Here is a 20,561-nt window from a genome sequence, read left to right as displayed (position 1 = left end):
GCAGGCTTGTCGCATCCACGCGCCGGAGCGGCTCGATGAAGCAACGCCATTTCTCGATGCTGCGGGATTTCCATCTCGCCGACTGGTTCACCCTGGCCAATGCCTTCTGCGGCACCGGCGCGGTGTTCGCGGCGATGCGCTTCCTGCAGGACGGCAACGTGCGCGACCTGCTGATCGGCATGGCGCTGATCCCGCTGGCCTTCGTGTTCGATGCGCTGGACGGGCGCATTGCCCGCTGGCGCAAGGTGTCTTCCACCCTCGGGCGTGAACTGGATTCCCTGGCCGACGTGATCAGTTTTGGTGTCGCCCCTGCGGCATTGGCCTATGCCTGCGGCCTGCAGGGCGGCTGGGACTGGATCATCCTGAGTTACTTCGTCGGTTGCGGTGTAAGCCGGTTGGCGCGCTACAACGTCACTGCGGAGACACTGGCCGACGGTGGCGACAAGGTGAAGTATTTCGAGGGCACGCCGATCCCGACCAGCGTGGCCATCGTCGGCCTGCTGGCGTGGCTGGCGTGGAGCAACCGAATCGGCGTGACGTTGCCATTCGGCGCGGTGCAACTCGGTCCGTGGCAATTGCATCCGCTGGTGCTGGTGTTCGCGCTGTCGGGTTCGCTGATGATCAGCAAGACCATCCGCATTCCGAAGCCCTGAACCGCGCGATGGCGGTGTCACCAGTGCGTTGCTAGCATGCAGGCTTCCGCCGCGGATGAGCCGAGATGGCACACGACAGCAACGACTTCGAGGCGCTTGCGCGCCGTTACTGGGACATGTGGGGCGATGCGGCACGCACGGCGACGCCGGGTGCGGGCGGCTTCGGCGCGATGGGCTCGATGGGTTCGATGGGCGGCCTGCAGGGCTTCCGCGACGCGATGGACGGCTGGACCCGCAACGTCGGTGCCGGCAGTAGTGGTGCCAATGACGTGCTCGGTCATTTCAATCGCCAGAACCAGGCTTGGTTCGGCCAGATGCAGCAGCTCGCGGCCCAGTTCGCCGGCCAACCGCACAGTGCGCGCGATGTCGCCGAGGCGTGGCGCAAGCTGATCGGCGGCAACGGCAACGGCAACGGCAACGGCAACGAGCTGTTCCAGAGCCTGTTCGACGGGATGCAGGGTCCCGGCATGCAACAACTGCAGCAGTGGAGCGACGCCGCGGCGCCGTGGCTGCAGTCGATGCACAAGGAGGCCGCGACCACGCTCGGCATGCCCACCTTCGGCTTCGCCCGCGAGCACCAGGAACGTTTGCAGGGGCTGGCGCGGGCGCAACTGGATTGGCAACAGGCGCTGGGTGCGTACCACGCGCTGCTCGGCAAGGTCTCGCAGGATGCGTTCTCGCGCTTCGAATCGAAACTGATCGATCGCGAGGAGCCGGGTCGGCAGATCGGCAGCGTACGTGCGCTGTTCGACCTGTGGGTGGATGCGGCGGAAGAGGCGTATGCGGAGACCGCGCTGTCGGTCGATTACCGCCATGCCTACGGCACGCTGGTCAATGCGCAGATGCGCTTGCGCAACGCAATGCAATCGATCATGGAACAGAACGCCAGCATGGCCGGACTGCCGGGGCGTGCCGAGCTGGATAGCGCGCATCGCAAGATCGCCGAACTGGAACGGCTGGTGCGACGCATCCAGCGCAAGGCCGACGCGGACGATGACGCCGCGTCGCCGCCACCGATGGGCAAGGCTGCAGCGAAGCCCGCTTCGTCGCCGAAATCCGCCGCGAACAAAGCGGTCGCGAAGAAAGCCATCGCGAAGAAAGCCATCGCGAAGAAAATCGCCAAGCCGGCCGCGAAGAAACCTGCGCGTTCCGTGAAGACATCGGCCAAGCCCGTCGCCGCCAACCGCAGGAAGCGCTGACATGACCGGTCCCCTGAACATCACCGCGGAATCGCTGGCGCAGGAAGCCGACCAGTTCCAGCGCAAGCTGGGCGCGGGCCTGGGCACGCTGCGCGAGATGGAAGACGTGCACTTCGGCGTCACCGCGCGCGAGGAAGTCTGGCGCGATGGCAAGGTCGTGCTGTATCGCTACCGCGGCGAACGCGCGCCCAGCGCGAAGGTGCCGATGCTGGTCTGCTACGCGCTGGTCAACCGCCCGTACATGGTCGACCTGCAGGCGGATCGTTCGCTGGTGAAGGGCCTGCTGGAGCGCGGCGAGGACGTCTACATCATCGACTGGGGCTACCCGGATCGCAGCGACAAGTACCTCACGCTGGAGGACTACATCGAGCGCTTCCTCGGAGGTGCCGTCGACCATCTGCGCAAGGCGCACGGCCTGCCGTCGGTGAACCTGCTCGGCATCTGCCAGGGCGGCGTGTTCTCGCTGTGCTATTCGGCACTGAACCCGCGCAAGGTCAGGAACCTCATCACCATGGTCACCCCGGTGGACTTCCACACCGCGGACAACATGCTGTCGAACTGGAACCGCGAGATCGACGTCGACCTGCTGGTCGACACGCTGGGCAATATCCCGGCGGACATGATGAACCTCACCTACCTGATGCTGAAGCCGTGGCGGCTGTTCGCGCAGAAGTACGTGGGCATGGTCGACATCCTCGACGACAAGAAGGCGATGGAGGATTTCCTGCGCATGGAGAAGTGGATCTTCGATTCACCCGACCAGGCCGGTGAAGCCTTCCGCGAATTCAACACCCAGTTCTTCCAGGGCAACAAGTTCGTCAAGGGCGGCGCCGAAGTCGGCGGCCGCGAGGTCCACTTGGGCCTCGTCGAGATGCCGATCCTCAACATCTTCGCCGAGCAGGATCACCTGGTGCCGCCCGATGCCTCGCGCGCACTCAAGGACCTGGCCGGGACGCGCGACTACACCGAGCTTTCGTTCAAGGGTGGCCACATCGGCATCTATGTCTCCGGTCGCGCGCAGAAGGAAGTGCCACAGACCATCCACGAGTGGCTGGCCAAGCGCGCGCGTTGAACGACATGGGCGACATGCCGCGCTGGCTGCTGCGTTGCCTGCAGGCGTTGGGCGCGGCGTGGACGTCGCCCAACACGCTGCTCGGATTGCTTGCCGGCAGCGCGGCGCTCGCAGGCGGTGCGCACTGGCACTGGCGCGGGCAGGATCTTGCGCTGGTGTTCCATCGCGTACCCTGGGGAAAGGGCGGGGCGCTCACCTTGGGCAACGTGATCCTGCACACCGGCGACACCCTCGATTCACCCTGCCTGACCTATGCGCACCATGCCGGGTTGGGTGATGAAGACCCGATCCTTATCGGCGACCACGAACGCGCGCATGTGTATCAGTACATGGTGCTGGGACCGCTGTTCCTGCCGCTGTACCTGGCCTTCGGCGGGGTCAGCGTGCGCAACCGGTTCGAGCGCGCGGCTGATCGCTATGCGCAGAGTGGGCGGGGCTGGTGGCCGTTCCGACGAACGGCATCCTGAACGGGGATCGCTTAGCCGATTCCTAACATTCGCGGGCGTAGCCTGCAGTCGTCGGAGAAAAACTTCGGGGTGCGCAAGGCGCTCCGGAAAATCGCTCCGGCATACCGGACCCGGTCCCCTCCAGGCGCAAAGCCCGCGAGACCGGGTCTTTCTATTTGCGGCCGCCGCATCCGCGCAAACGAAAGGGGCCTTGCGGCCCCTTTGTCTGGATCATTGCGTGCCGGCTCAGTTGGCGTTGTGCAGGTCGCGCAACTGGCCCTGGACGCTGCCGTAGTAGGCCGCAAGGTCGGCGATCTGCTGGTCGGTCAGTTCCTTGGCCTGGCTGGCCATCAGGTCGGTGGTGGTGCTGCCGCCACGATCGCCGGAGCGGTACGCCACCAGGGAGTGCTCGATGTAGTCGGCGTACTGGCCACCCAGCTTCGGGTAGGTTGCATCGATCGGGCTGTTGCCATCGGCACCATGGCAGTCCACGCAGGCCTGGCCGGACGCGCCCTTCTTCGAGGCCAGCGCCTTGCCGGCGTCGATGTGGCCCGTCGGCATGCCGGCGGAGGATGACGCATGGGCGGCTTCGGCGGCATGATCGCCTTCGGCGGCCTTCTCGGAACCACAGGCGGACAGGGCCAGTGCACAGGCAACGGCGAGCAGGGTCATGGAAGTCTTGGTCATGGCGCGGCTCACTTGATGCTGGACAGGTAGGCGGCGATGTCGGCGATGTCCTGCTCGGAGAAACTCTCCGCCTGCGCCTGCATGGTCGGGTGCTTGCGCTTGGCCCCGCGGTATTCCAGCAGTGCGTTGCGCAGGTACACCTCGGACTGGCCGCCCAGCTTCGGCACGTGGTAGCTCGGGTAGGCGTTCTTGTACCCCTCCACCCCGTGGCAGCCGCGGCAGGTATAGGTCAGGCCCTTGCCGCGGGTGGCGTCGCCGCTCGGTGTGGCGGGGGCTGCGGCCGGGGCGGCAGGAGCCGCTGCAGCGGGGGTGGCGGCTGGATCGCTGGCGGGCGGGGTGGCGGCGTTCTGCGCGGTGACGGCAGAGGCGACGAGCACCATGGCAAGGCTGGCGGCGATCGACAACGGTCGCATCATGTGGCGGTTCCGGATGTGTTGAGCGGGTTGGACGCCGCGCGGGCGGCATGCATCGGCCAAGTATAGCGAGGGAGCCGGCCGCTTCATATTCGCGGCATGTGCTTGAAGGATCATGCGCGCGATCGCCAGACCATGACCTTCGGCGCATGACGAGTGCATGGGGGTCGGTGACATACTTGACTACAACACCAGACAGGCTCCCCTCCATGCACGACACCGCCCAGGCCGCCGCTCCCCGCACCGGCCATTTCCTCCCGATCGCGCGCCTGAGTGTCCTGGCCATGATGCTGGCCCTGGCCGCCTGCAAGGGCGGCAAGCCGGAAGACGGCAAGGGCAAGGACGGCGAGGAAGCCAGCAAGGGGCCCGAGGCCGTGCCGGTCGAAGTGGCCCAGGCCGGACGCCGCTCGATCGCCGCCAGCTACGCCGGCAGCGCGCCGCTGGAAGCGCGTGGCGAGGCGCAGGTGGTGGCCAAGACCTCGGGCATCGCATTGCGTGTGTTCGCCGATGTCGGCCAGCAGGTGCGCGCCGGCCAGCCGTTGGTGCAGATCGACCGCGACCGCGCCGCGCTGCAGGTGGCGCAGGCCGATGCACAGGTACGCAAGCTGGAAGCCAACTACCGCCGCGCCTCGCAGCTGGTGGAACAGAAGATGGTCAGCGTCAACGACGTCGAGCAGTTGCGCTACGACCTGGAGAACGCACGCGCCAGCCTGCGCCTGGCGCGCCTGGAACTGTCCTATGGCACGGTCAACGCGCCGATCTCGGGCGTCGTCGCCACCCGCAACATCAAGCCGGGCAACCTGGTGCAGATCAACACGCCGATCTTCACCATCGTCGACAACTCGCAGCTGGAAGCGACGCTCAACGCGCCGGAGCGCGAAATCGAGACGCTCAAGGCCGGACAGGCAGTGCAGCTCAGCGTGGACGCGTTGCCGGGCAAGACCTTCCCGGGCCGCATCGACCGGGTCTCGCCGGTGGTCGATTCCGGCAGCGGTACCTTCCGCGTCATCTGCGCGTTCGACGGCGGCGGCCTGCTGCAGCCGGGCATGTTCGGGCGCATCCGCATCGAATACGACCAGCGCGCTAATGCGCTGGTGATCCCGCGCACCGCCCTGCTGGAAGACGGCAGCGCCCCCGCGGTGTACACGGTCAAGGCCGACAAGGCCGCGCGCGTCGCGCTGAAGCTGGGTTACGTCGATGGCCAATGGGTCGAGGTGCGTGAAGGCCTGAGCCAGGGCGATCCGGTGGTGATCGCGGGCAAGGCAGCGCTGCGCGAAGGCAGCGCAGTGCAGGTGATCGGCGCCAGTGCGACCGCCAAGGCCGCGGCCGCAACGGCTCCTGCGGCGGCGCAGGCGGCCGCGCAATGAGTCCGGCGGAACCGAAGAAGGACGGCGCGTACGACCCGCTGGCGTCGCCCGGCGGGTTCAGCCTGGTCGAGTTCGCCACCCGCCGTCGCGTCACCATCTTCATGATGACGCTGACCCTGGTGCTGTTCGGCCTGATCGCGCTGGGCAGCCTCAAGGTCAACCTGCTGCCCGACCTCAGCTACCCCACGCTGACCGTGCGCACGGATTACACCGGCGCCGCGCCGTCGGAGATCGAGACCCTGATCTCGCAACCTGCGGAAGAAGCGTTGGGCGTGGTCAAGGGCTTGCGCAAGCTCAAGTCGATCAGCCGCACCGGGCAGAGCGACGTGGTGCTGGAGTTCGCCTGGGGCACCAACATGGACCAGGCCAGCCTGGACGTGCGCGACAAGATGGAGGCGCTGCAATTCCCGCTGGAGGCCAAGCCGCCGGTGCTGCTGCGCTTCAACCCGTCGACCCAGCCGATCATGCGCCTGGCGTTGTCGCCGAAGAACGATGGCGGCAGTGATGCCGAGAACATCCGCCAGCTGATGGAACTGCGCCGCTTCGCCGACGACGACCTCAAGCGCAAGCTGGAGCCGGTCGAAGGCGTGGCCGCGGTCAAGGTGGGCGGTGGCCTGGAGGACGAGGTCCAGGTCGACATCGACCAGCGCAAACTCGCCCAACTGGGTCTCTCGCTGGACACGGTGATCAACCGCCTGCAGCAGGAGAACGTCAACGTCTCCGGTGGACGCCTGGAAGAAGGCTCGCAGCGCTACCTGGTGCGCACGGTCAACCAGTTCGCGACCGTCGACGAGATCGCCAACATGCTGCTCACCACGCGCACCGCGTCGGCGGCCGGCGGCGGTTCCGAGCAGGCGATGCGCCTGGCTGCGGCCAGCGGCGATGCCAGCGTGATGGCGGCGCTGTCGCAGCAGGGCGGCAACGCATCCTCCGGCAGCCTGCCGGTGCGCCTGCGCGATGTCGCCGACGTGCGCCAGGGCTACAAGGAGCGGGAGGCGATCATCCGCCTCAACGGCCGCGAGGCGGTCGAACTGGCGATCTACAAGGAAGGCGACGCCAACACCGTCTCCACCGCGGACGCGTTGGAGGCGAAGCTCAAGACCATCCGCGAGCAACTGCCCGACGACATCGATGTCGCAACGATCGAAGACCAGTCGATCTTCATCCGTAATGCGATCGGCGACGTCAAGCTGGACGCGGTGATCGGCGGCCTGCTGTCGATCCTGATCATCTTCCTGTTCCTGCGTGATGGCTGGAGCACGTTCGTGATCTCGCTGTCGTTGCCGGTGTCGATCATCGCCACGTTCTTCTTCATGGGGCAGTTGGGTCTCAGCCTCAACGTGATGTCGCTGGGTGGCCTGGCGCTTGCCACGGGCCTGGTCGTCGACGATTCCATCGTCGTGCTGGAAAGCATCGCCAAGGCGCGCGAGCGCGGGCTGGGCATCCTCGAAGCCGCCATCGTCGGCACCCGCGAAGTGAGCATGGCGGTGGTCGCGTCCACCCTGACCACGATCGCGGTGTTCCTGCCGCTGGTGTTCGTGCAGGGCATCGCCGGCCAGTTGTTCCGCGACCAGGCGCTGACCGTGGCGATCGCCATCGGCGTGTCGCTGGTGGTGGCGATGACCCTGATCCCGATGCTGAGCGCGCTGAAGGGCCGCCCGCCGCTGGGCTTCCCGGAGGAAGCGCCGGCGCCGGGCTGGCAGCCGACCAAGACCTGGCAGAAGCCGGCCGCGTACACCGGCAAGGGCATCGGCGCGATGTTCCGCTACGCCTTCTTCAGCATCGCCTGGTTGATCACGCGGATCTGGCGCGGCCTGGCGGCGGTGGTCGGCCCGGTGATGCGCAAGGCCAGCGACCTGGCGATGGCACCGTACGCCCGTGCCGAGCGCGGCTACCTGCGCATGCTGCCGGCCGCCTTGAAGCGCCCGACGCCGGTCCTGCTGGTGGCCAGCATTGCGTTCGCCCTGACGATGGCAGCGGTTCCGCTGCTCGGCACCGACCTGATCCCGCAGTTCGCCCAGGATCGCTTCGACATGACCGCCAAGCTGCCGCCCGGCACACCGCTGGCGCAGACCGACGCACTCATCCGCGACGTGCAGGGCAAGCACGCGAAGGACGATGGCGTGCGCGTGCTGTACGGCGTGTCCGGCACCGGCACCCGACTCGATGCCAGCCCGACCGAGAGCGGCGAGAACATCGGCAAGCTCTCGGTGGTGATGACCGACAACGGGGCCGAGGCAGCGCTGACCGAATCGTTGCGCAAGACCATGCAGGCGAATCCGTCGGCGCAGGTCGATTTCAGCCGCCCCGAACTGTTCAGCCTGTCGCCGCCGCTGGAAATCGAAGTCGAGGGCTCCGACCTGGAGGGCATCCGCGTCGCCGGCGCCAAGCTCGCCGCGATGCTGCGCGCCAACCCGCACTACGCCGACGTGAAGTCGACCGTGGAGCAGGGCTTCCCCGAGATCCAGATCGTGTTCGACCAGGATCGCGCGGCGGCGCTCGGCCTGACCACCCGCCAGATCGCCGACGTGGTGGTCAAGAAGGTGCGCGGCGAAGTCGCCACCCGTTACAGCTTCCGCGACCGCAAGATCGACGTGCTGGTGCGTGCGCAGCAGAGCGACCGCGCCTCCGTGGACGACATCCGCCGGCTGATCGTGAACCCGGGCAGCGGCGCGCCGGTGGAACTGGCCTCGGTGGCCCAGGTCATCTCGACCACCGGCCCCAGCGAGATCCATCGCGCCGACCAGCGCCGGGTGGCGATCATCTCCGCCAACCTGCGCGACACCGACCTGGGCAATGCGATCCGCGAAGTCGAGACGATGGTCGCCGAGAATCCGCTGGGCACCGACATCGACATGCGCATCGGCGGGCAGGGCCAGGAGCTCGGCGAGTCCATCCGTTCGCTGCTGTTCGCGTTCGCGCTGGCGATCTTCCTGGTCTACCTGGTGATGGCCTCGCAGTTCGAATCGCTGCTGCACCCGTTCGTGATCCTGTTCACCATCCCGCTGGCCCTGGTCGGGGCGGTCGGTGCGCTGCTGCTGACCCGCGCGCCAGTGTCGGTGGTGGTCTTCATCGGCTTGATCCTGCTGGTCGGCCTGGTGGTGAAGAACGCGATCATCCTGATCGACAAGGTCAACCAGCTGCGCGAGGAAGGCGTGGCCAAGCGCGAGGCGCTGGTCGAGGGCGCGCGCTCGCGCCTGCGGCCGATCATGATGACCACGCTGTGCGCGGTATTCGGCTTCCTGCCGCTGGCGCTGGCGTTCGGCGAGGGCGCCGAAGTGCGCTCGCCGATGGCGACCACGGTGATCGGTGGCCTGCTGGTGTCCACGCTGCTGACCCTGCTGGTGATCCCGATCGTCTACGACCTGCTGGACCGCAAGCCCGACGAGTTCTACGCCGAGCGCGGTCGTCGCGCGCGCAATGCCGCCGCGCAGGTGACGGAAGTGCTGGCGCACGAGCACGACGCGCTGGGCGATGGCGGCACCAAGGCCTGATGCGATGAACATCACCGAGTTGTCCATCCGCCGGCCGGTCACCACGATCATGCTGTTCGTGTCGATGGTGGTGATCGGCCTGATCGCCTCGTTCCGCCTGCCGCTGGAGGCCGAGCCGGAAGCCACGGTCCCGTTCTTCTTCGTCTCGCTGCCGTACTCGGGTTCGACGCCCGAGGAAGTGGAACGCAACATCGTGCGGCCGGTCGAGGAAGCGCTGGCGACGATGCCGGGCATCGAATCGATGAATTCGCGGGCGAACGCCGAAGGCGGTTCGGTGCAGGTGCGTTTCAGCGACTGGAGCCGCGACATCGCGATCGCCGCGTCCGAGGCGCGCGAGCGAATCGACGCGATCCGCGACGAACTGCCGGACGACTTCCGCCGCTACTTCGTCTATCGCTGGAGCACTTCCGACCGCGAGGCGGTCAGCCTGCGATTGACCAGTGCGGTCGACCTGACCGCCCGCGCCGACCTGATCGAGCGCAGCATCAAGCAGCGGCTGGAACGCCTGCCCGGCGTCGCCCGCGTGGAGGTGGAAGGCGTTGCACGCCAGGAAGTGCTGGTGGCGCTGGACAAGGACCGCCTGACCGCGCACGGCATCGCGCTCAACGAACTGGTCCAGCAACTGCAGACGGCGAATTTCTCGGTGTCCGCCGGGCAGATCACCGAGGCTGGCCAGCGCCTGCGCGTGCAGCCCAAGGGCGAGCTGCTGGAACTGCAGCAGTTGCGCGACCTGCGCATCGACCGGCGCGGCACCCGCCTGTCCGACGTCGCCGACGTGGAGCTGAAGTCGCAACGCATGGACTACGTGCGGCGCATGGACGGCAAGCCCAGCGTCGGCGTGGACATCTACAAGGAGCGCTCGGCCAACCTGGTCGACCTGTCGCGCGACGTGCGCGCGGAAATCGCCGAGCTCGAGAAAGACCCTGCGATGGGCGGGATCAACATCGAGGTCACCGACGACCAGGGCCTGGCGGTGACCAGTTCGCTGCTGGCGCTGGCCGAGGCCGGCGGCGTCGGCCTGCTGCTGTCGGTGATCGTGCTGTACGCCTTCCTGCGCCACTGGCCGTCGACGCTGATGGTGAGCACCGCCATCCCGATCTGCTTCATCATGACCCTGGGCTTCATGTACTTCACCGGCATCTCGCTCAACATCATCTCGATGATGGGCCTGCTGCTGGCGGTGGGCATGCTGGTCGACAACGCGGTGGTGGTGGTCGAGAGCATCTACCAGGAGCGCGAGAAATATCCCGACCGGCCGTGGCTGGCCTCGATCATCGGCACCCGCCATGTCGCCATCGCGCTCTCCGCGGGCACCCTCTGCCACTGCGTGGTGTTCCTGCCGATGATGTTCGGCGAGAAGAACATCATCACCATTTACCTCTCGCAGCTGGCGGTGACCATCTCGTTCTCGCTGCTGGCCTCGTGGCTGGTCGCCATCAGCCTGATCCCGATGCTCTCGGCGCGGATGAAGACCCCGCCGGCCTTGAAGTCGCCGTTCATCAACAAGTTGCAGGAACGCTATGCCCGCGCCCTGCGCTGGACCCTGGAACACCGCGGCTGGAGCGTCGCCGGCATCCTCGCCATTTCCCTGGCCAGTGTGTATCCGATGACCCACACGGTGGGCGGCGGCGACGACAACGACCCCAGCGAGATCAACATCTTCTACCAGTGGAAGGGTGCGTACTCGAAGGAGGAGATGGGCAAGGAAGTGGCGCGGGTGGAAGCCTTCGTCAACGCCAACCGCAAGCCCTTCCACGTCGAGCGCGTGTACAGCCGATACAGCGAGCAGGGCTGGGCGCAGACGCGCCTGTTCCTGGACATCGAGGACACGGAACAGAGCAAGAAGATCGCCGAAGAGGTCCGCAAGGGGCTGCCGAAGTCCGCGCGCGCCAACCTGGGCATCGGCTGGCCGGGGCAGGGCGGCGAAGGCGAGGGCATCAGCTTCAGCCTGATCGGCGATTCCACCCAGACGTTGCAGGAGCTCGCCGGCGACATCCTGCCGATGCTCGCCCGCAACCCCAAGCTGCGCGACGTGCGCATCGACACCGGTGACGCCAACACCGAATTGCGGGTGCAGGTGAACCGCGAGCGTGCCGCCGCCTATGGCTTCAGCGCACGTGAGGTGGCCCAGTTCGTCGGTGTCGCCCTGCGTGGTTCCTCGCTGCGCGATTTCCACCGCGAGGACGTCGAGATCCCGGTCAATGTGCGCTTCGCCGGCTCCGACGAGTACGGCATGGAGGACCTCTCCACCTTCATGGTGCGCGCGCCGAACGGAAGCGAAGTGCCGCTGCTGGCGATGGTCGACGTCGGCATGTCGCCGGCCGCCACCTCGATCCAGCGGCAGAGCCGGCAGACCATGCTGCAGGTGCAGGCGGGACTGGCCAAGGACGTGTCGATGGAAGACGCGCGCAAGGCCATCGAGACGACCCTCGACGGCACCCAGTTCCCGCCGGGCTACAGCTACACCTTCGAGGGCGGCGGCTTCAACATCAACTTCGACGGCATGGACCAGATGATGCGCGCGATCATGATCGCGCTGGTGCTGATGCTGGTGATCATGGCCGCGGTGTTCGAGTCGCTGCTGTTCCCGTTGGCGATCATGTCCTGCGTGCTGTTCTCGATCTTCGGCGTGTACTGGCTGTTCTGGCTGACCGGCACCGAGATGAACATCATGGCGGTGATCGGCATCCTGGTGCTGATGGGCGTAGTGGTGAACAACGGCATCGTGATGATCGAGCACATCAACAACCTCCGGCGGCGCGGGTTGCCGCGCACCGAGGCCTTGATCGAAGGCAGCCGCGAGCGCCTGCGGCCGATCATGATGACGATGGGCACCGCGATCCTGGCGATGATCCCGATCGCGCTGTCCACCAAGACCGCCGACGGCATGCCGCCGTACTACCCGATGGCACGCGCGATCGCCGGGGGCCTGGCGTTCTCCACCGTGGTCAGCCTGCTGTTCCTGCCGACCATCTACGCGATGCTGGACGACCTGCGCATGGGCAGCGGCAACCTGGTCCGCAAGGCACGCATGAACCGCGCGCAGCGGCGCGAAGCACGGTCGGCCGTCGCGTGAGTGCGGTCGGCACCCTCCGCAGTGACGGGCGCGTTGCCGGTGCCCTGTACCTGGTGGTGGTGCTGACCGGCATGTATTGCCTGGCCTATGTGCCGGGGCAGGTGGGCGGCACCCTCGCCGAGGCATCCGCGCGGTCCGCGATATTCCGCGCCGGCATCGCCGCGTTCCTGGTCATGCAGGTCGCGTTCCTGTTGCTGCCATTCGCGCTGTACCGGGTACTGGGCGATGTCGACCGCCGCGCCGCCATCGCGATGGTGGCGCTGGCATCGGTGAGCGTGCCGATCGGGTTGGTCGCGGTCACCCACCGGATGGAAGCGCTGGCGCTGCTTGGACGGGCGACAGGCAGCACCGATGCGATGGAGGCCGCGTACGCGCTGAGCCTGCAGCGCTATGGCCATGGCCTGCGCATCGCCAGCCTGTTCTGGGGGCTTTGGTTGTTGCCGTTCGGCTGGCTGGTGCTGCGTTCCGGCCGATTGCCGCGCGTGCTCGGCCTGCTGCTGGTACTGGGTGGGCTCGGTTACGTGGCGCAGGTGTTCGGTGGCCTGGTGCCGGCGATCATGGAGGCGTCCTGGCTGCGGTACGTCCGCATGCCGGCCGCGTTCGGCGAGATCGGCAGTTGCCTGTGGCTGCTGCTGTTCGGTGCGCGTGCGGGTCGTCGAGGTGCAACGCCGGCGACCGTTTCATGAGCACGACCGTCACACCATTGCGCGCGCTGTCCGACCCGCCGTTGCCGATGCGGCTGAAACTCTCCGCGCTATGGGCCAGCCTGACGTTCTGTTACCTGTACGGCGATTACTTCGGCCTGTACAAGCCCGGCAAGCTCCAGCACATGCTTGATGGAGCGGGCCCGATGGGCCCGACCAGCCAGGGCTCGTTGCTGTTCGTGGCGATGTTGCTGGTGGTGCCGGGGCTGATGGTGTTCCTGTCGCTGGCCTTGCCCGCACGCAGCGTGCGCTGGCTCAACATCGGGTTCGCGGTGTTCTACGCCGTGTTCGTTGCGATCACGATGCCCGGCGCATGGTGGTTCTACCTGGCCTACAGCAGCATCGAAATCCTGCTGTGCACCGTCATCGCATGGCTGGCATGGCGCTGGCCACGCACCGCCTGACCGGGTTCAGCCCATCAGCTTGCCGATGATCGCGGCACCCGAGACCCACACGCCGACCATGCTGCCGAGGTTGGTCAGCAGGAACACCAGCACCACCCGGCAGACCCGGTTGCGATACCAGCCGGCGAGCGTTTGCGCATCGTCGCGCAGGGCGAGGAAATCCGGATAGGCCGGTTTGCGCAGGTGCACTTCGACCAGCGCGCTGAACATGCCCGGCGGCAGGCCGGGGCGGAACGGCTTGAGCGGCGCGGAGATCGCCGCGGCCAGGATGCTGAGGATGTGGCCGCGTGCGAGCAATGCGCCCAACCCGGCAAGCCCGCCTGTCCACGCGACCCATTGCAGCAGGAGTTCGCGGCCCAGGTCGCGGCCACCGTTGAAGTAACCCCAGGCGATGCCGCCGCAGATCAGCAGCATCAGGATGATGGTGATCCATGGGATGTTGCGCTTCTTGACCACGTGCGCGAGTTGCGCGGTGAGTTCGGTCGGCACGCGCTGGTCTTCGGCCAGGTAGCGCGCCATGCCCTTGAGGTGGCCGGCGCCGACCACCGCCAGCACGTGCGTCGCGCCATCGCCGCGTTCGCGCAACTTGGCCGCCATGTACTGGTCGCGTTCGTCGATCAGGGTCGCGTACAGCGAAGGCGTGTCGCGCGCGAATTCGCCGAAGCTCGACTCGAGCATGTCGCCTTCCTTCAGCCGCTCGATGTCGTCCTCGGAGACCTCGTCGCTGGCGAACAGCCCGCCCGCCAGCCCGCCGACCAGCTTCATCCGATCCCACCAGCGCAGGCCGTGCAGGATGCGGCGGAAGGTGATGCCGACATCGCGGTCGATCAGCTGCAGCGGCAGGCCGCGCGCGGCGGCTTCGACCGCGGCCGCCTTGAGCTCCGCGCCGGGCTCGATGCCGAGTTGCTCGGCCAGCCGGCGCTGGTAGGCGGCCAGCGCCAGGTTCGCCGCAAACGGCGCGATCTTGCGCTCGCGGATGACCTTGACCAGGTCGAGTTGCGCCAGTGCATCCGGATGGGTCAACGCCTTGTGCCGCTGCTCGTCCAGCTCGACTGCCACAGCATCGAAGCGCCCGCTGTCGATCGCCGCCATGACCGCATCGATGCTGGTCTTCGAGACATGCGCGGTGCCCAGCAGGGTGTAGCGCACGCCGTCGCGCTCGAGCTCGACGATGGGCTGGCCGGCGAAGGCGTCGGTGGCTGTGCTGGATTCGGTGCTCATCGTGCCTGCGGATTGCGTCGGAAGCCGTCATTCGCACGGCGGCGGCGCAGGATAGACGGTTTCGCGCCGGCGATGCGTCAGTGTATTCAGGCCAGGCCGTAGGGCAGGTCGGCGGTGGAGAACACGCGCTCGCCGACGGCTTCGCCGCGCAGGAAGCGCAACGCGGACGCGATCACGCCGGCGTCGTCGGCGATCCGGTTGTGGCCCAGCCCGCGCGTGTTCAGCAGCCGCGATTGCGGCCAGTAGCGCGCCCAGCGTTCGCCCTCCGACCATGGCACTTCGCGATCCTCGATGTCGTGCACGATCAATGCCGGGCGGCCGATCCGCGGGGCATTGTGCTGTGCCTGCAATTCCTCGGCGGAGAAGCGCATCGCGCCCTCGAACCGGGCGAACATGCGCCGGCCAAGATGACTCGCCAGCCACAGCAGGTTGGAGAAGCGTTCGACCGCGGCCAGCGGATCGGCGGCGGGCGCGATCAGCACCGCAGTCTTCGCCTGCATGCCGCGCGCCAGCGCCAGCGCGGTCGCCGCACCGCCCAGCGAATGCCCGATCACCGCCGCTGCCGGCCCGTAATGCTTTGCGACCGCCATCAGGTGGCAGGTGAAGTCCGGCAAGGTGGTGTGGGTTCCGCCGCTGCGGCCGTGCGCGGCCTGGTCGAAGGTGACCACCGCGTAGCCGGCGTCCCGCAAGGGCTGCACCCAGCGCGCCACGCGGGTGCCGTGGCTGGACCAGCCGTGCGCGAACAGCACGTACGGCTGTGTCGCCGGATCACCCCAGGTGTAGGTGTGCAGGGCGATGCCATCGATGCCGAGGTCGTCCTCGCGTGCGCCAAGGGTGGGTGCGGATTGGGCGCGTGCGCGACTGGAGGCGAACGGCGTGGTGAACAGGCGCGCCGCGTTCGACGCCATCGCCTCGGGCGCGACATGGCCGCCCAGCAGGAAGGTCATCCGTACCAGTGGGAGCCTCAGGTAATCACGAACGGTCGTGCTAATTTTGGAGAGACGCGTGGACATGATGGCACCTCGTGGTTGGATCAGGGGGAGGGAGCGTGGGCGGCGAACCAGCGTTCCAGCGCGCTGTCGCCGTGGCGGCGCGCCTGGTCGTAACCGAACAGGCCGGCTTCATGCAGCATGGCCAGCGGGATCGCATAGAGCTCGAAGGCGTACTGGTCGGTGTCGCCGTCGCGCAAGTGCCCGCAATCGATCGCGAGTTGCGCGGCGCGCTGCAGTTCCTGGCGCCAGCGACGTTCGTTGCGGACGACCTGGTCGCGCAGCGGGCCGGGCCGGTCGTCGAACTCGCTGACCGAAGCCACCAGCACGCAGCCACCAGTTTCCAGGCGTCCCCACTCGAACCAGTTGCGCATCATCGCGCGCAACCGCGGCAGCCCGCGGGGTTGCGACAGGGCCGCGCCCAGCACGAATTCGCCGAAACGCATGCCGGCCGATTCCAGTACGGCCAGCTGCAGGTCCTCGCGCGATCCGAAGTGGGCGAACACACCGCTCTTGGACATGCCGACCGCCTGCGCCAGCGGGCCGATCGACAAGCCTTCGATGCCGGTGAAGCGGGCGATCTCGTAGGCCTTGTCGATGATGGCGTCGCGGGTGGCGGCGCCCTTGCTGGTGGCGGTCAGCGGATTCATGGTCGTGACATTGGCACGACCGTTCGGATTTATTCTGCCGTTCGTCGGAATGCCGCCGAGGCGCAATCAGTCCCGATAGCGCTTGGTGAGGTCGCCGTAGGCATCGATGCGGCGGTCGCGCAGGAACGGCCAGATCCGGCGGACATGCTCGCTGCGGGCCATGTCCACATCGGCCAACAGGATCGTCGGCTCGGTGCCGGCTTCGGCGATGAATTCGCCCTGCGGGCCCAGCACATGGCTGTTGCCCCAGAAATCGATGCCGGACGCGCCAACATTCTTGTCAGAAGCAATGGGCGACGGTTCGTGGCCGACGCGATTGCAGCTCAGCACGGGCAGGCCGTTGGCGACCGCATGGCCGCGATGGCTCAGCACCCAGGCATCGCGCTGGCGGGTCTTTTCAGCGTTGTCGTCCGAGGGATCCCAGCCGATCGCGGTCGGGTAGAGGAGCAGTTCGGCGCCGGCCAGCGCCATCAGGCGCGCCGCTTCCGGATACCACTGATCCCAGCACACCAGCACGCCCAGACGGCCGACGCTGGTATCGATCGGGGTGAAGCCGAGATCGCCCGGGGTGAAGTAGAACTTCTCGTAGAAGCCCGGGTCGTCGGGGATGTGCATCTTGCGGTACTTGCCTGCAGTGCTGCCGTCGGCATCGAAGACCACCGCGGTGTTGTGGTACAGGCCGGCGGCGCGTTTCTCGAACAGCGAGCTCACCAGCACCACGCCATGTTGCTTCGCCAACGCCGCAAGGCGTTCCGTGCTCGGCCCCGGGATGCGTTCGGCCAGGTCGAATTCGTCGACCGATTCGTGCTGGCAGAAGTACGCGCCGTTGTGCAGTTCCTGCAGCAGGACCAGCTTGGCGCCGGAGCGAGCGGCTTCGCCCACGCGCTGCTCGATCACGGCGAGGTTGGCCTCGGCGTCGCCGTGGTTGCGTTCCTGGATCAGCGCGACGGGCAGGATCTTGTTTTTCATGTCGGCCATTGTAGGGGCAGGCCCCCGTGCCTGCCCTTGCGCGGGGCGGCGTGCGGGATGACGTGCATGGGCAATAACGGCGATTACACAGGGGCAACCACAGGGGTTGCCCTTACAGGATGCCGTCGGGCAATTGCATGGTGATGCAGTGCAGGCTGCCGTTCTGCCAGATCAGCGGGCGGCACGGGACCTGCACGATCTCGCGACCGGGAAAGGCGGCGGCGAGCACGTCGGCAGCGGCATTGTCGGCGGCATCGCCGTAGGCCGGCATCAACACCGCGCCGTTGACGATCAGGAAATTCGCGTAGCTGGCGGCCAATCGTCGCTCACCACCATCCGCGGTGACATCCAGGATCGGTTTCGCCCACGGCAGCGGGAACAATCGGTACGGCTGATCGTCCTTGGTGCGCAGCGCGGCGATCTCGTCCGCCATCGCCGTGAGGTCAGCGTAATGCGAATCGGCGGGGTCGTCGCAGGCCTGGAACACGATGGCGTCGCGTGCGGCGAAGCGGGCGAGGGTATCGATGTGGGCGTCGGTGTCGTCGCCTTCCAGCGCGCCGTGGTCGAGCCAGAGCACGCGATCCTGCTTCAGCCATCCCGCGAGCTTGTCGCCCAGTTCCTCGCGCGACGCGTCGGGATGGCGTTCGTGCAGGCATTGCCACGTGGTCAGCAGGGTGCCATCGCCGTCGGTCTCGATGGCTCCGCCTTCCAAGGCGAAATCGATCTCGTCGCGCGCGGCATCATCGAACAGTCCGTTTGCATGCAGGCGCTGGACCAGTTGATCGTCGTCGCTGGCGTCGTACTTGCCACCCCAGCCAGTGAAGCGGAAATCCAGCAGGCGGAAGGCGTCGCCCTCACGCAGTGTGATCGGGCCGGAATCGCGCAACCAGGTGTCGTCGTAGGGCGCGGTGACGAAGCGCACGCGATCCATGTCCACGCGATTGCTGCGCAGGCGCATCTCCGCATAGGTCTCGATGTCGTCGTCGGCCACGCAGATCACCACCCGCTGGAAACGGACGATGGCCGCGACCAGGGCGATGTAGGTCTCCTCCACATCGGCCAGGCGCTCGGCCCAGTCGGTGTCGGCGTTCGGCCACGCGATCAGGATCGCCGCGTGGGGTTCCCACTCGGCGGGGAAGCGCACGTTGTCTTGCATGCTGGCTCTCAAGTGGTCGGCGGCTTCGGCCCGATCTCGTTCGAGTCGGCCTTGGTCATGACCACGTCGATGACCTTGTTGCGTTCGAAGTACACGGTGAAGGCCGGATAGGTCCAGCGGTTGATCGTCGGCCACTGGCGCTTCTGCCCACCGCGCGGATCCAGGCGGTCACTCGGTGCGCCGAAGCGGGCTTCGACTTGCGACATAGACATGCCACGGTTGGGCAGGTTGCCCGGTTCTTCCTGCACGCGTTCGATCAGCAGGACATCGCCTTGCACCTGTACTTGCTGGGCAAGGCCGATGCCGGGCGCGGCAACGAGGGCGGCGGCGAAAACGGCGAGGGTGCTGCGGGACAAACGGTTCATGGCGACGCTCCCGATTGCAGGATGGGGACGACGGATTCTATGCCCGAATCGTGAACAGGCTGCGAGGGTGAGCCACCTCGCCTGGCAGGCGCCATCAAGGCGCCTGCCGCGGCTGCGCTGAAATGCAGAAAGCCGCCTTGCGGCGGCTTTCGACAGTGCAACCCCGGCGATCAACTCGGCGCTGGCGCCTTGACCGTGCCGATTCGGTGCCTCAGCGCTGGCGCGCCTTGAAACGCGGGTTGGACTTGCAGATCACGAAGACCTTGCCACGACGGCGAACCACCTTGCAGTCGCGGTGACGGTTCTTCGCCGACTTGAGGGAGGACAGGACCTTCATGACAGAACCTCGGCAAAAATGATGGATGGAGCGGTTGGATGGAAGCGCAGCGGCAAGCCCGGATCGGGTGGCTGCGAAGCGAAGCCGCGCATTCTAACGGGGTTTGTGTTTCCGGATCAACAGCTTGAAGCGCATTCCTGCCGGACCGGGCGGAATCGGTCGCCGGCACGGCCGCGCCGGCATAATCGCGGCATGGATCCCACTGCCCCCGTACTCACCATCGATGGTCCCTCCGGTTCCGGCAAGGGCACCATCAGTCGCATCGTCGCCCAGCGACTGGGCTGGCATTACCTCGATTCGGGCGCACTTTACCGCGCCGTGGGCGTGGCGGCGGGCTGGGCCGACTTGGACCTGGACGATGCCGGTGCCCTGGTGCGCTGCACCTTCGACACCCTGGTCGGCTTCCGCGAGGGCGATGCCGGCGACCTGCGGGTACTCGTCAACGGTCACGACGCAACGGACGAACTGCGCACCGAAACCGCCGGCGCGGCGGCATCGGCGATCGCGGCGATCCCGGAAGTGCGGGCCGCGCTCAAGGATCGCCAGCGGGCGTTCCGGCAACTGCCGGGGTTGGTGGCCGACGGTCGCGACATGGGGACGGTGATCTTCCCCGACGCCGGCCACAAGGTGTTCCTGACCGCGAGTGCCGACGAGCGCGCCGAGAGACGCTATAAGCAGTTGAAAGACAAAGGGGTTTCCGTCACACTTGACGGTCTGCTGCGCGAGATTCTCGCCCGCGATGCCCGCGACGCCAGTCGCACGGTGGCGCCATTGCGACCGGCCGACGACGCCGTCCGCATCGACACCACAGGGCTTGGCATCGATGGCGTGGTCGCACTGGTGCTGGACGTGGTGTCCCGCCCCCGCGCGAACTGAGCGCCCCGCACGGCAGAACCTTTCCATGCCCGCATCCCGCGGCGCATGGCGTCCATCCCACCACCACACATGGCGGAGCGCGTCCTGCGCGATGCCAGACCCAAGGTGGGTTGCCCCGTACGTGCGGGCGGCCCGTGTATCCACCAGAGATTCTCAATGAATTCCGTAATGACCGAATCCTTCGCCGAACTGTTCGAACAGAGCCAGACCAACCTCGCCAAGCTCAAGCCCGGCGCCATCGTCAAGGGCATCGTGGTCGACGTCCGCAACGACGTCGTGGTGATCAATGCCGGCCTGAAGTCCGAGGGCATCGTCCCGATCGAGCAGTTCCGCAACGACGCCGGCGAAATCGACGTGGGCATCGGCGACGAGGTCAAGGTCGCCCTCGACTCGCTCGAGAACGGCTTTGGCGAAACCGTGCTGTCGCGCGAGAAGGCCAAGCGCGCCATGGTGTGGGACGAGCTGGAAGAGGCGCTGGAAGCC

20 protein-coding genes are annotated in these 20,561 nt (G+C 67.0%); 11 read left to right on the top strand and 9 right to left on the bottom strand.

Annotated elements, in window-relative coordinates:
* Window positions 1–35 precede the first annotated feature (35 nt).
* The 4 genes from ACE3T8_RS11995 (at window position 36) to ACE3T8_RS11980 (ending at window position 3,391) form a co-directional block, all read left to right on the top strand.
* Complete coding sequence (locus ACE3T8_RS11995; protein WP_374609430.1) at window positions 36–653, top strand: phosphatidylcholine/phosphatidylserine synthase; 618 nt, start codon at window positions 36–38, stop codon at window positions 651–653.
* A gap of 65 nt (window positions 654–718) precedes the next feature.
* On the top strand, window positions 719–1,852 hold the full coding sequence (phaE, locus tag ACE3T8_RS11990; RefSeq protein WP_374609429.1) for a class III poly(R)-hydroxyalkanoic acid synthase subunit PhaE: 1,134 nt from the start codon (window positions 719–721) through the stop codon (window positions 1,850–1,852).
* Window position 1,853: 1 nt separating this feature from the next.
* Window positions 1,854–2,924: a class III poly(R)-hydroxyalkanoic acid synthase subunit PhaC gene (locus ACE3T8_RS11985; protein ID WP_374609428.1), complete on the top strand. Its 1,071-nt coding sequence runs from the start codon at window positions 1,854–1,856 to the stop codon at window positions 2,922–2,924.
* A gap of 14 nt (window positions 2,925–2,938) precedes the next feature.
* Window positions 2,939–3,391, top strand: a complete 453-nt coding sequence (locus tag ACE3T8_RS11980) for a hypothetical protein (protein WP_374609458.1) — start codon at window positions 2,939–2,941, stop codon at window positions 3,389–3,391.
* A gap of 225 nt (window positions 3,392–3,616) precedes the next feature.
* Here ACE3T8_RS11980 and ACE3T8_RS11975 read toward each other — a convergent pair whose 3' ends face one another.
* Both ACE3T8_RS11975 and ACE3T8_RS11970 read right to left on the bottom strand, forming a co-directional pair.
* Entirely contained in the window at window positions 3,617–4,057 is a 441-nt protein-coding gene (locus ACE3T8_RS11975) for a cytochrome c (protein WP_374609427.1), read from the bottom strand.
* 8 nt (window positions 4,058–4,065) lie between these two features.
* Window positions 4,066–4,470, bottom strand: coding sequence for a cytochrome c (locus ACE3T8_RS11970; RefSeq protein WP_374609457.1), 405 nt, complete (start codon window positions 4,468–4,470; stop codon window positions 4,066–4,068).
* Between the two features lie 284 nt (window positions 4,471–4,754).
* Between ACE3T8_RS11970 and ACE3T8_RS11965 the strand changes: the two genes are divergently transcribed.
* The 5 genes from ACE3T8_RS11965 to ACE3T8_RS11945 are packed head-to-tail and all read left to right on the top strand — an operon-like array spanning window position 4,755 to window position 13,515.
* Window positions 4,755–5,837 (top strand): efflux RND transporter periplasmic adaptor subunit, encoded by a 1,083-nt coding sequence (locus tag ACE3T8_RS11965; RefSeq protein WP_374609456.1) that lies wholly within the window; start codon window positions 4,755–4,757, stop codon window positions 5,835–5,837.
* Entirely contained in the window at window positions 5,834–9,331 is a 3,498-nt protein-coding gene (locus tag ACE3T8_RS11960; protein WP_374609426.1) for an efflux RND transporter permease subunit, read from the top strand. Before ACE3T8_RS11965 ends, ACE3T8_RS11960 begins: the two co-directional genes overlap by 4 nt.
* 4 nt (window positions 9,332–9,335) lie before the next feature.
* Entirely contained in the window at window positions 9,336–12,407 is a 3,072-nt protein-coding gene (locus tag ACE3T8_RS11955; RefSeq protein ID WP_374609425.1) for an efflux RND transporter permease subunit, read from the top strand.
* The gene (locus ACE3T8_RS11950) at window positions 12,404–13,093 is read left to right on the top strand and encodes a DUF4386 domain-containing protein (RefSeq protein ID WP_374609424.1); all 690 of its coding nucleotides are present in this window, start codon (window positions 12,404–12,406) and stop codon (window positions 13,091–13,093) included. Before ACE3T8_RS11955 ends, ACE3T8_RS11950 begins: the two co-directional genes overlap by 4 nt.
* Window positions 13,090–13,515 (top strand): DUF6326 family protein, encoded by a 426-nt coding sequence (locus tag ACE3T8_RS11945; RefSeq protein WP_374609423.1) that lies wholly within the window; start codon window positions 13,090–13,092, stop codon window positions 13,513–13,515. Before ACE3T8_RS11950 ends, ACE3T8_RS11945 begins: the two co-directional genes overlap by 4 nt.
* Before the next feature lie 6 nt (window positions 13,516–13,521).
* Here ACE3T8_RS11945 and ACE3T8_RS11940 read toward each other — a convergent pair whose 3' ends face one another.
* The 7 genes from ACE3T8_RS11940 to ykgO form a co-directional block, all read right to left on the bottom strand.
* Window positions 13,522–14,736: a TraB/GumN family protein gene (locus ACE3T8_RS11940; protein ID WP_374609422.1), complete on the bottom strand. Its 1,215-nt coding sequence runs from the start codon at window positions 14,734–14,736 to the stop codon at window positions 13,522–13,524.
* Between the two features lie 86 nt (window positions 14,737–14,822).
* Entirely contained in the window at window positions 14,823–15,683 is an 861-nt protein-coding gene (locus tag ACE3T8_RS11935) for an alpha/beta hydrolase (RefSeq protein ID WP_374609421.1), read from the bottom strand.
* A gap of 86 nt (window positions 15,684–15,769) precedes the next feature.
* Window positions 15,770–16,375 (bottom strand): TetR/AcrR family transcriptional regulator, encoded by a 606-nt coding sequence (locus ACE3T8_RS11930; RefSeq protein ID WP_374609420.1) that lies wholly within the window; start codon window positions 16,373–16,375, stop codon window positions 15,770–15,772.
* 66 nt (window positions 16,376–16,441) lie between these two features.
* A complete protein-coding gene (locus tag ACE3T8_RS11925) occupies window positions 16,442–17,344 on the bottom strand; it encodes a carbon-nitrogen hydrolase (protein WP_374609419.1) in 903 nt (300 codons plus the stop codon).
* A gap of 112 nt (window positions 17,345–17,456) precedes the next feature.
* Window positions 17,457–18,500 (bottom strand): agmatine/peptidylarginine deiminase, encoded by a 1,044-nt coding sequence (locus tag ACE3T8_RS11920; protein ID WP_374609418.1) that lies wholly within the window; start codon window positions 18,498–18,500, stop codon window positions 17,457–17,459.
* 8 nt (window positions 18,501–18,508) lie between these two features.
* Window positions 18,509–18,865: a hypothetical protein gene (locus ACE3T8_RS11915; protein ID WP_374609417.1), complete on the bottom strand. Its 357-nt coding sequence runs from the start codon at window positions 18,863–18,865 to the stop codon at window positions 18,509–18,511.
* 211 nt (window positions 18,866–19,076) lie between these two features.
* Window positions 19,077–19,202 carry a type B 50S ribosomal protein L36 gene (gene ykgO, locus ACE3T8_RS11910; protein ID WP_036206164.1) on the bottom strand — a complete coding sequence of 42 codons (126 nt, stop codon included), beginning with the start codon at window positions 19,200–19,202 and terminating at the stop codon, window positions 19,077–19,079.
* Window positions 19,203–19,394: 192 nt separating this feature from the next.
* On the opposite strand from ykgO, the gene cmk reads away from it, so the two are divergent.
* Both cmk and ACE3T8_RS11900 read left to right on the top strand, forming a co-directional pair.
* Window positions 19,395–20,078, top strand: coding sequence for a (d)CMP kinase (cmk, locus tag ACE3T8_RS11905; protein ID WP_374609416.1), 684 nt, complete (start codon window positions 19,395–19,397; stop codon window positions 20,076–20,078).
* Window positions 20,079–20,246: 168 nt separating this feature from the next.
* Window positions 20,247–20,561: S1 RNA-binding domain-containing protein (locus tag ACE3T8_RS11900; RefSeq protein WP_374609415.1), on the top strand; the 315-nt coding region annotated here is incomplete at its 3' end.

The organism is Thermomonas sp. (assembly GCF_041919455.1).
In the GTDB taxonomy this organism is placed as follows: Bacteria; Pseudomonadota; Gammaproteobacteria; order Xanthomonadales; family Xanthomonadaceae; genus Thermomonas.
The sequence above is the reverse complement of the archived record's forward strand: the minus strand, read 5'-3'. Positions and strand labels throughout refer to the sequence as shown.

Coding starts and splice junctions, on each gene's coding strand:
- ACE3T8_RS11995 (WP_374609430.1), top strand. CDS start 36: ATGAAGCAACGCCATTTCTCGATGCTGCGGGATTTCCATCTCGCCGAC.
- phaE (WP_374609429.1), top strand. CDS start 719: ATGGCACACGACAGCAACGACTTCGAGGCGCTTGCGCGCCGTTACTGG.
- ACE3T8_RS11985 (WP_374609428.1), top strand. CDS start 1,854: ATGACCGGTCCCCTGAACATCACCGCGGAATCGCTGGCGCAGGAAGCC.
- ACE3T8_RS11980 (WP_374609458.1), top strand. CDS start 2,939: ATGCCGCGCTGGCTGCTGCGTTGCCTGCAGGCGTTGGGCGCGGCGTGG.
- ACE3T8_RS11975 (WP_374609427.1), bottom strand. CDS start 4,057: ATGACCAAGACTTCCATGACCCTGCTCGCCGTTGCCTGTGCACTGGCC.
- ACE3T8_RS11970 (WP_374609457.1), bottom strand. CDS start 4,470: ATGCGACCGTTGTCGATCGCCGCCAGCCTTGCCATGGTGCTCGTCGCC.
- ACE3T8_RS11965 (WP_374609456.1), top strand. CDS start 4,755: ATGATGCTGGCCCTGGCCGCCTGCAAGGGCGGCAAGCCGGAAGACGGC.
- ACE3T8_RS11960 (WP_374609426.1), top strand. CDS start 5,834: ATGAGTCCGGCGGAACCGAAGAAGGACGGCGCGTACGACCCGCTGGCG.
- ACE3T8_RS11955 (WP_374609425.1), top strand. CDS start 9,336: ATGAACATCACCGAGTTGTCCATCCGCCGGCCGGTCACCACGATCATG.
- ACE3T8_RS11945 (WP_374609423.1), top strand. CDS start 13,090: ATGAGCACGACCGTCACACCATTGCGCGCGCTGTCCGACCCGCCGTTG.
- ACE3T8_RS11940 (WP_374609422.1), bottom strand. CDS start 14,736: ATGAGCACCGAATCCAGCACAGCCACCGACGCCTTCGCCGGCCAGCCC.
- ACE3T8_RS11935 (WP_374609421.1), bottom strand. CDS start 15,683: ATGACCTTCCTGCTGGGCGGCCATGTCGCGCCCGAGGCGATGGCGTCG.
- ACE3T8_RS11930 (WP_374609420.1), bottom strand. CDS start 16,375: ATGAATCCGCTGACCGCCACCAGCAAGGGCGCCGCCACCCGCGACGCC.
- ACE3T8_RS11925 (WP_374609419.1), bottom strand. CDS start 17,344: ATGAAAAACAAGATCCTGCCCGTCGCGCTGATCCAGGAACGCAACCAC.
- ACE3T8_RS11920 (WP_374609418.1), bottom strand. CDS start 18,500: ATGCAAGACAACGTGCGCTTCCCCGCCGAGTGGGAACCCCACGCGGCG.
- ACE3T8_RS11915 (WP_374609417.1), bottom strand. CDS start 18,865: ATGAACCGTTTGTCCCGCAGCACCCTCGCCGTTTTCGCCGCCGCCCTC.
- ykgO (WP_036206164.1), bottom strand. CDS start 19,202: ATGAAGGTCCTGTCCTCCCTCAAGTCGGCGAAGAACCGTCACCGCGAC.
- cmk (WP_374609416.1), top strand. CDS start 19,395: ATGGATCCCACTGCCCCCGTACTCACCATCGATGGTCCCTCCGGTTCC.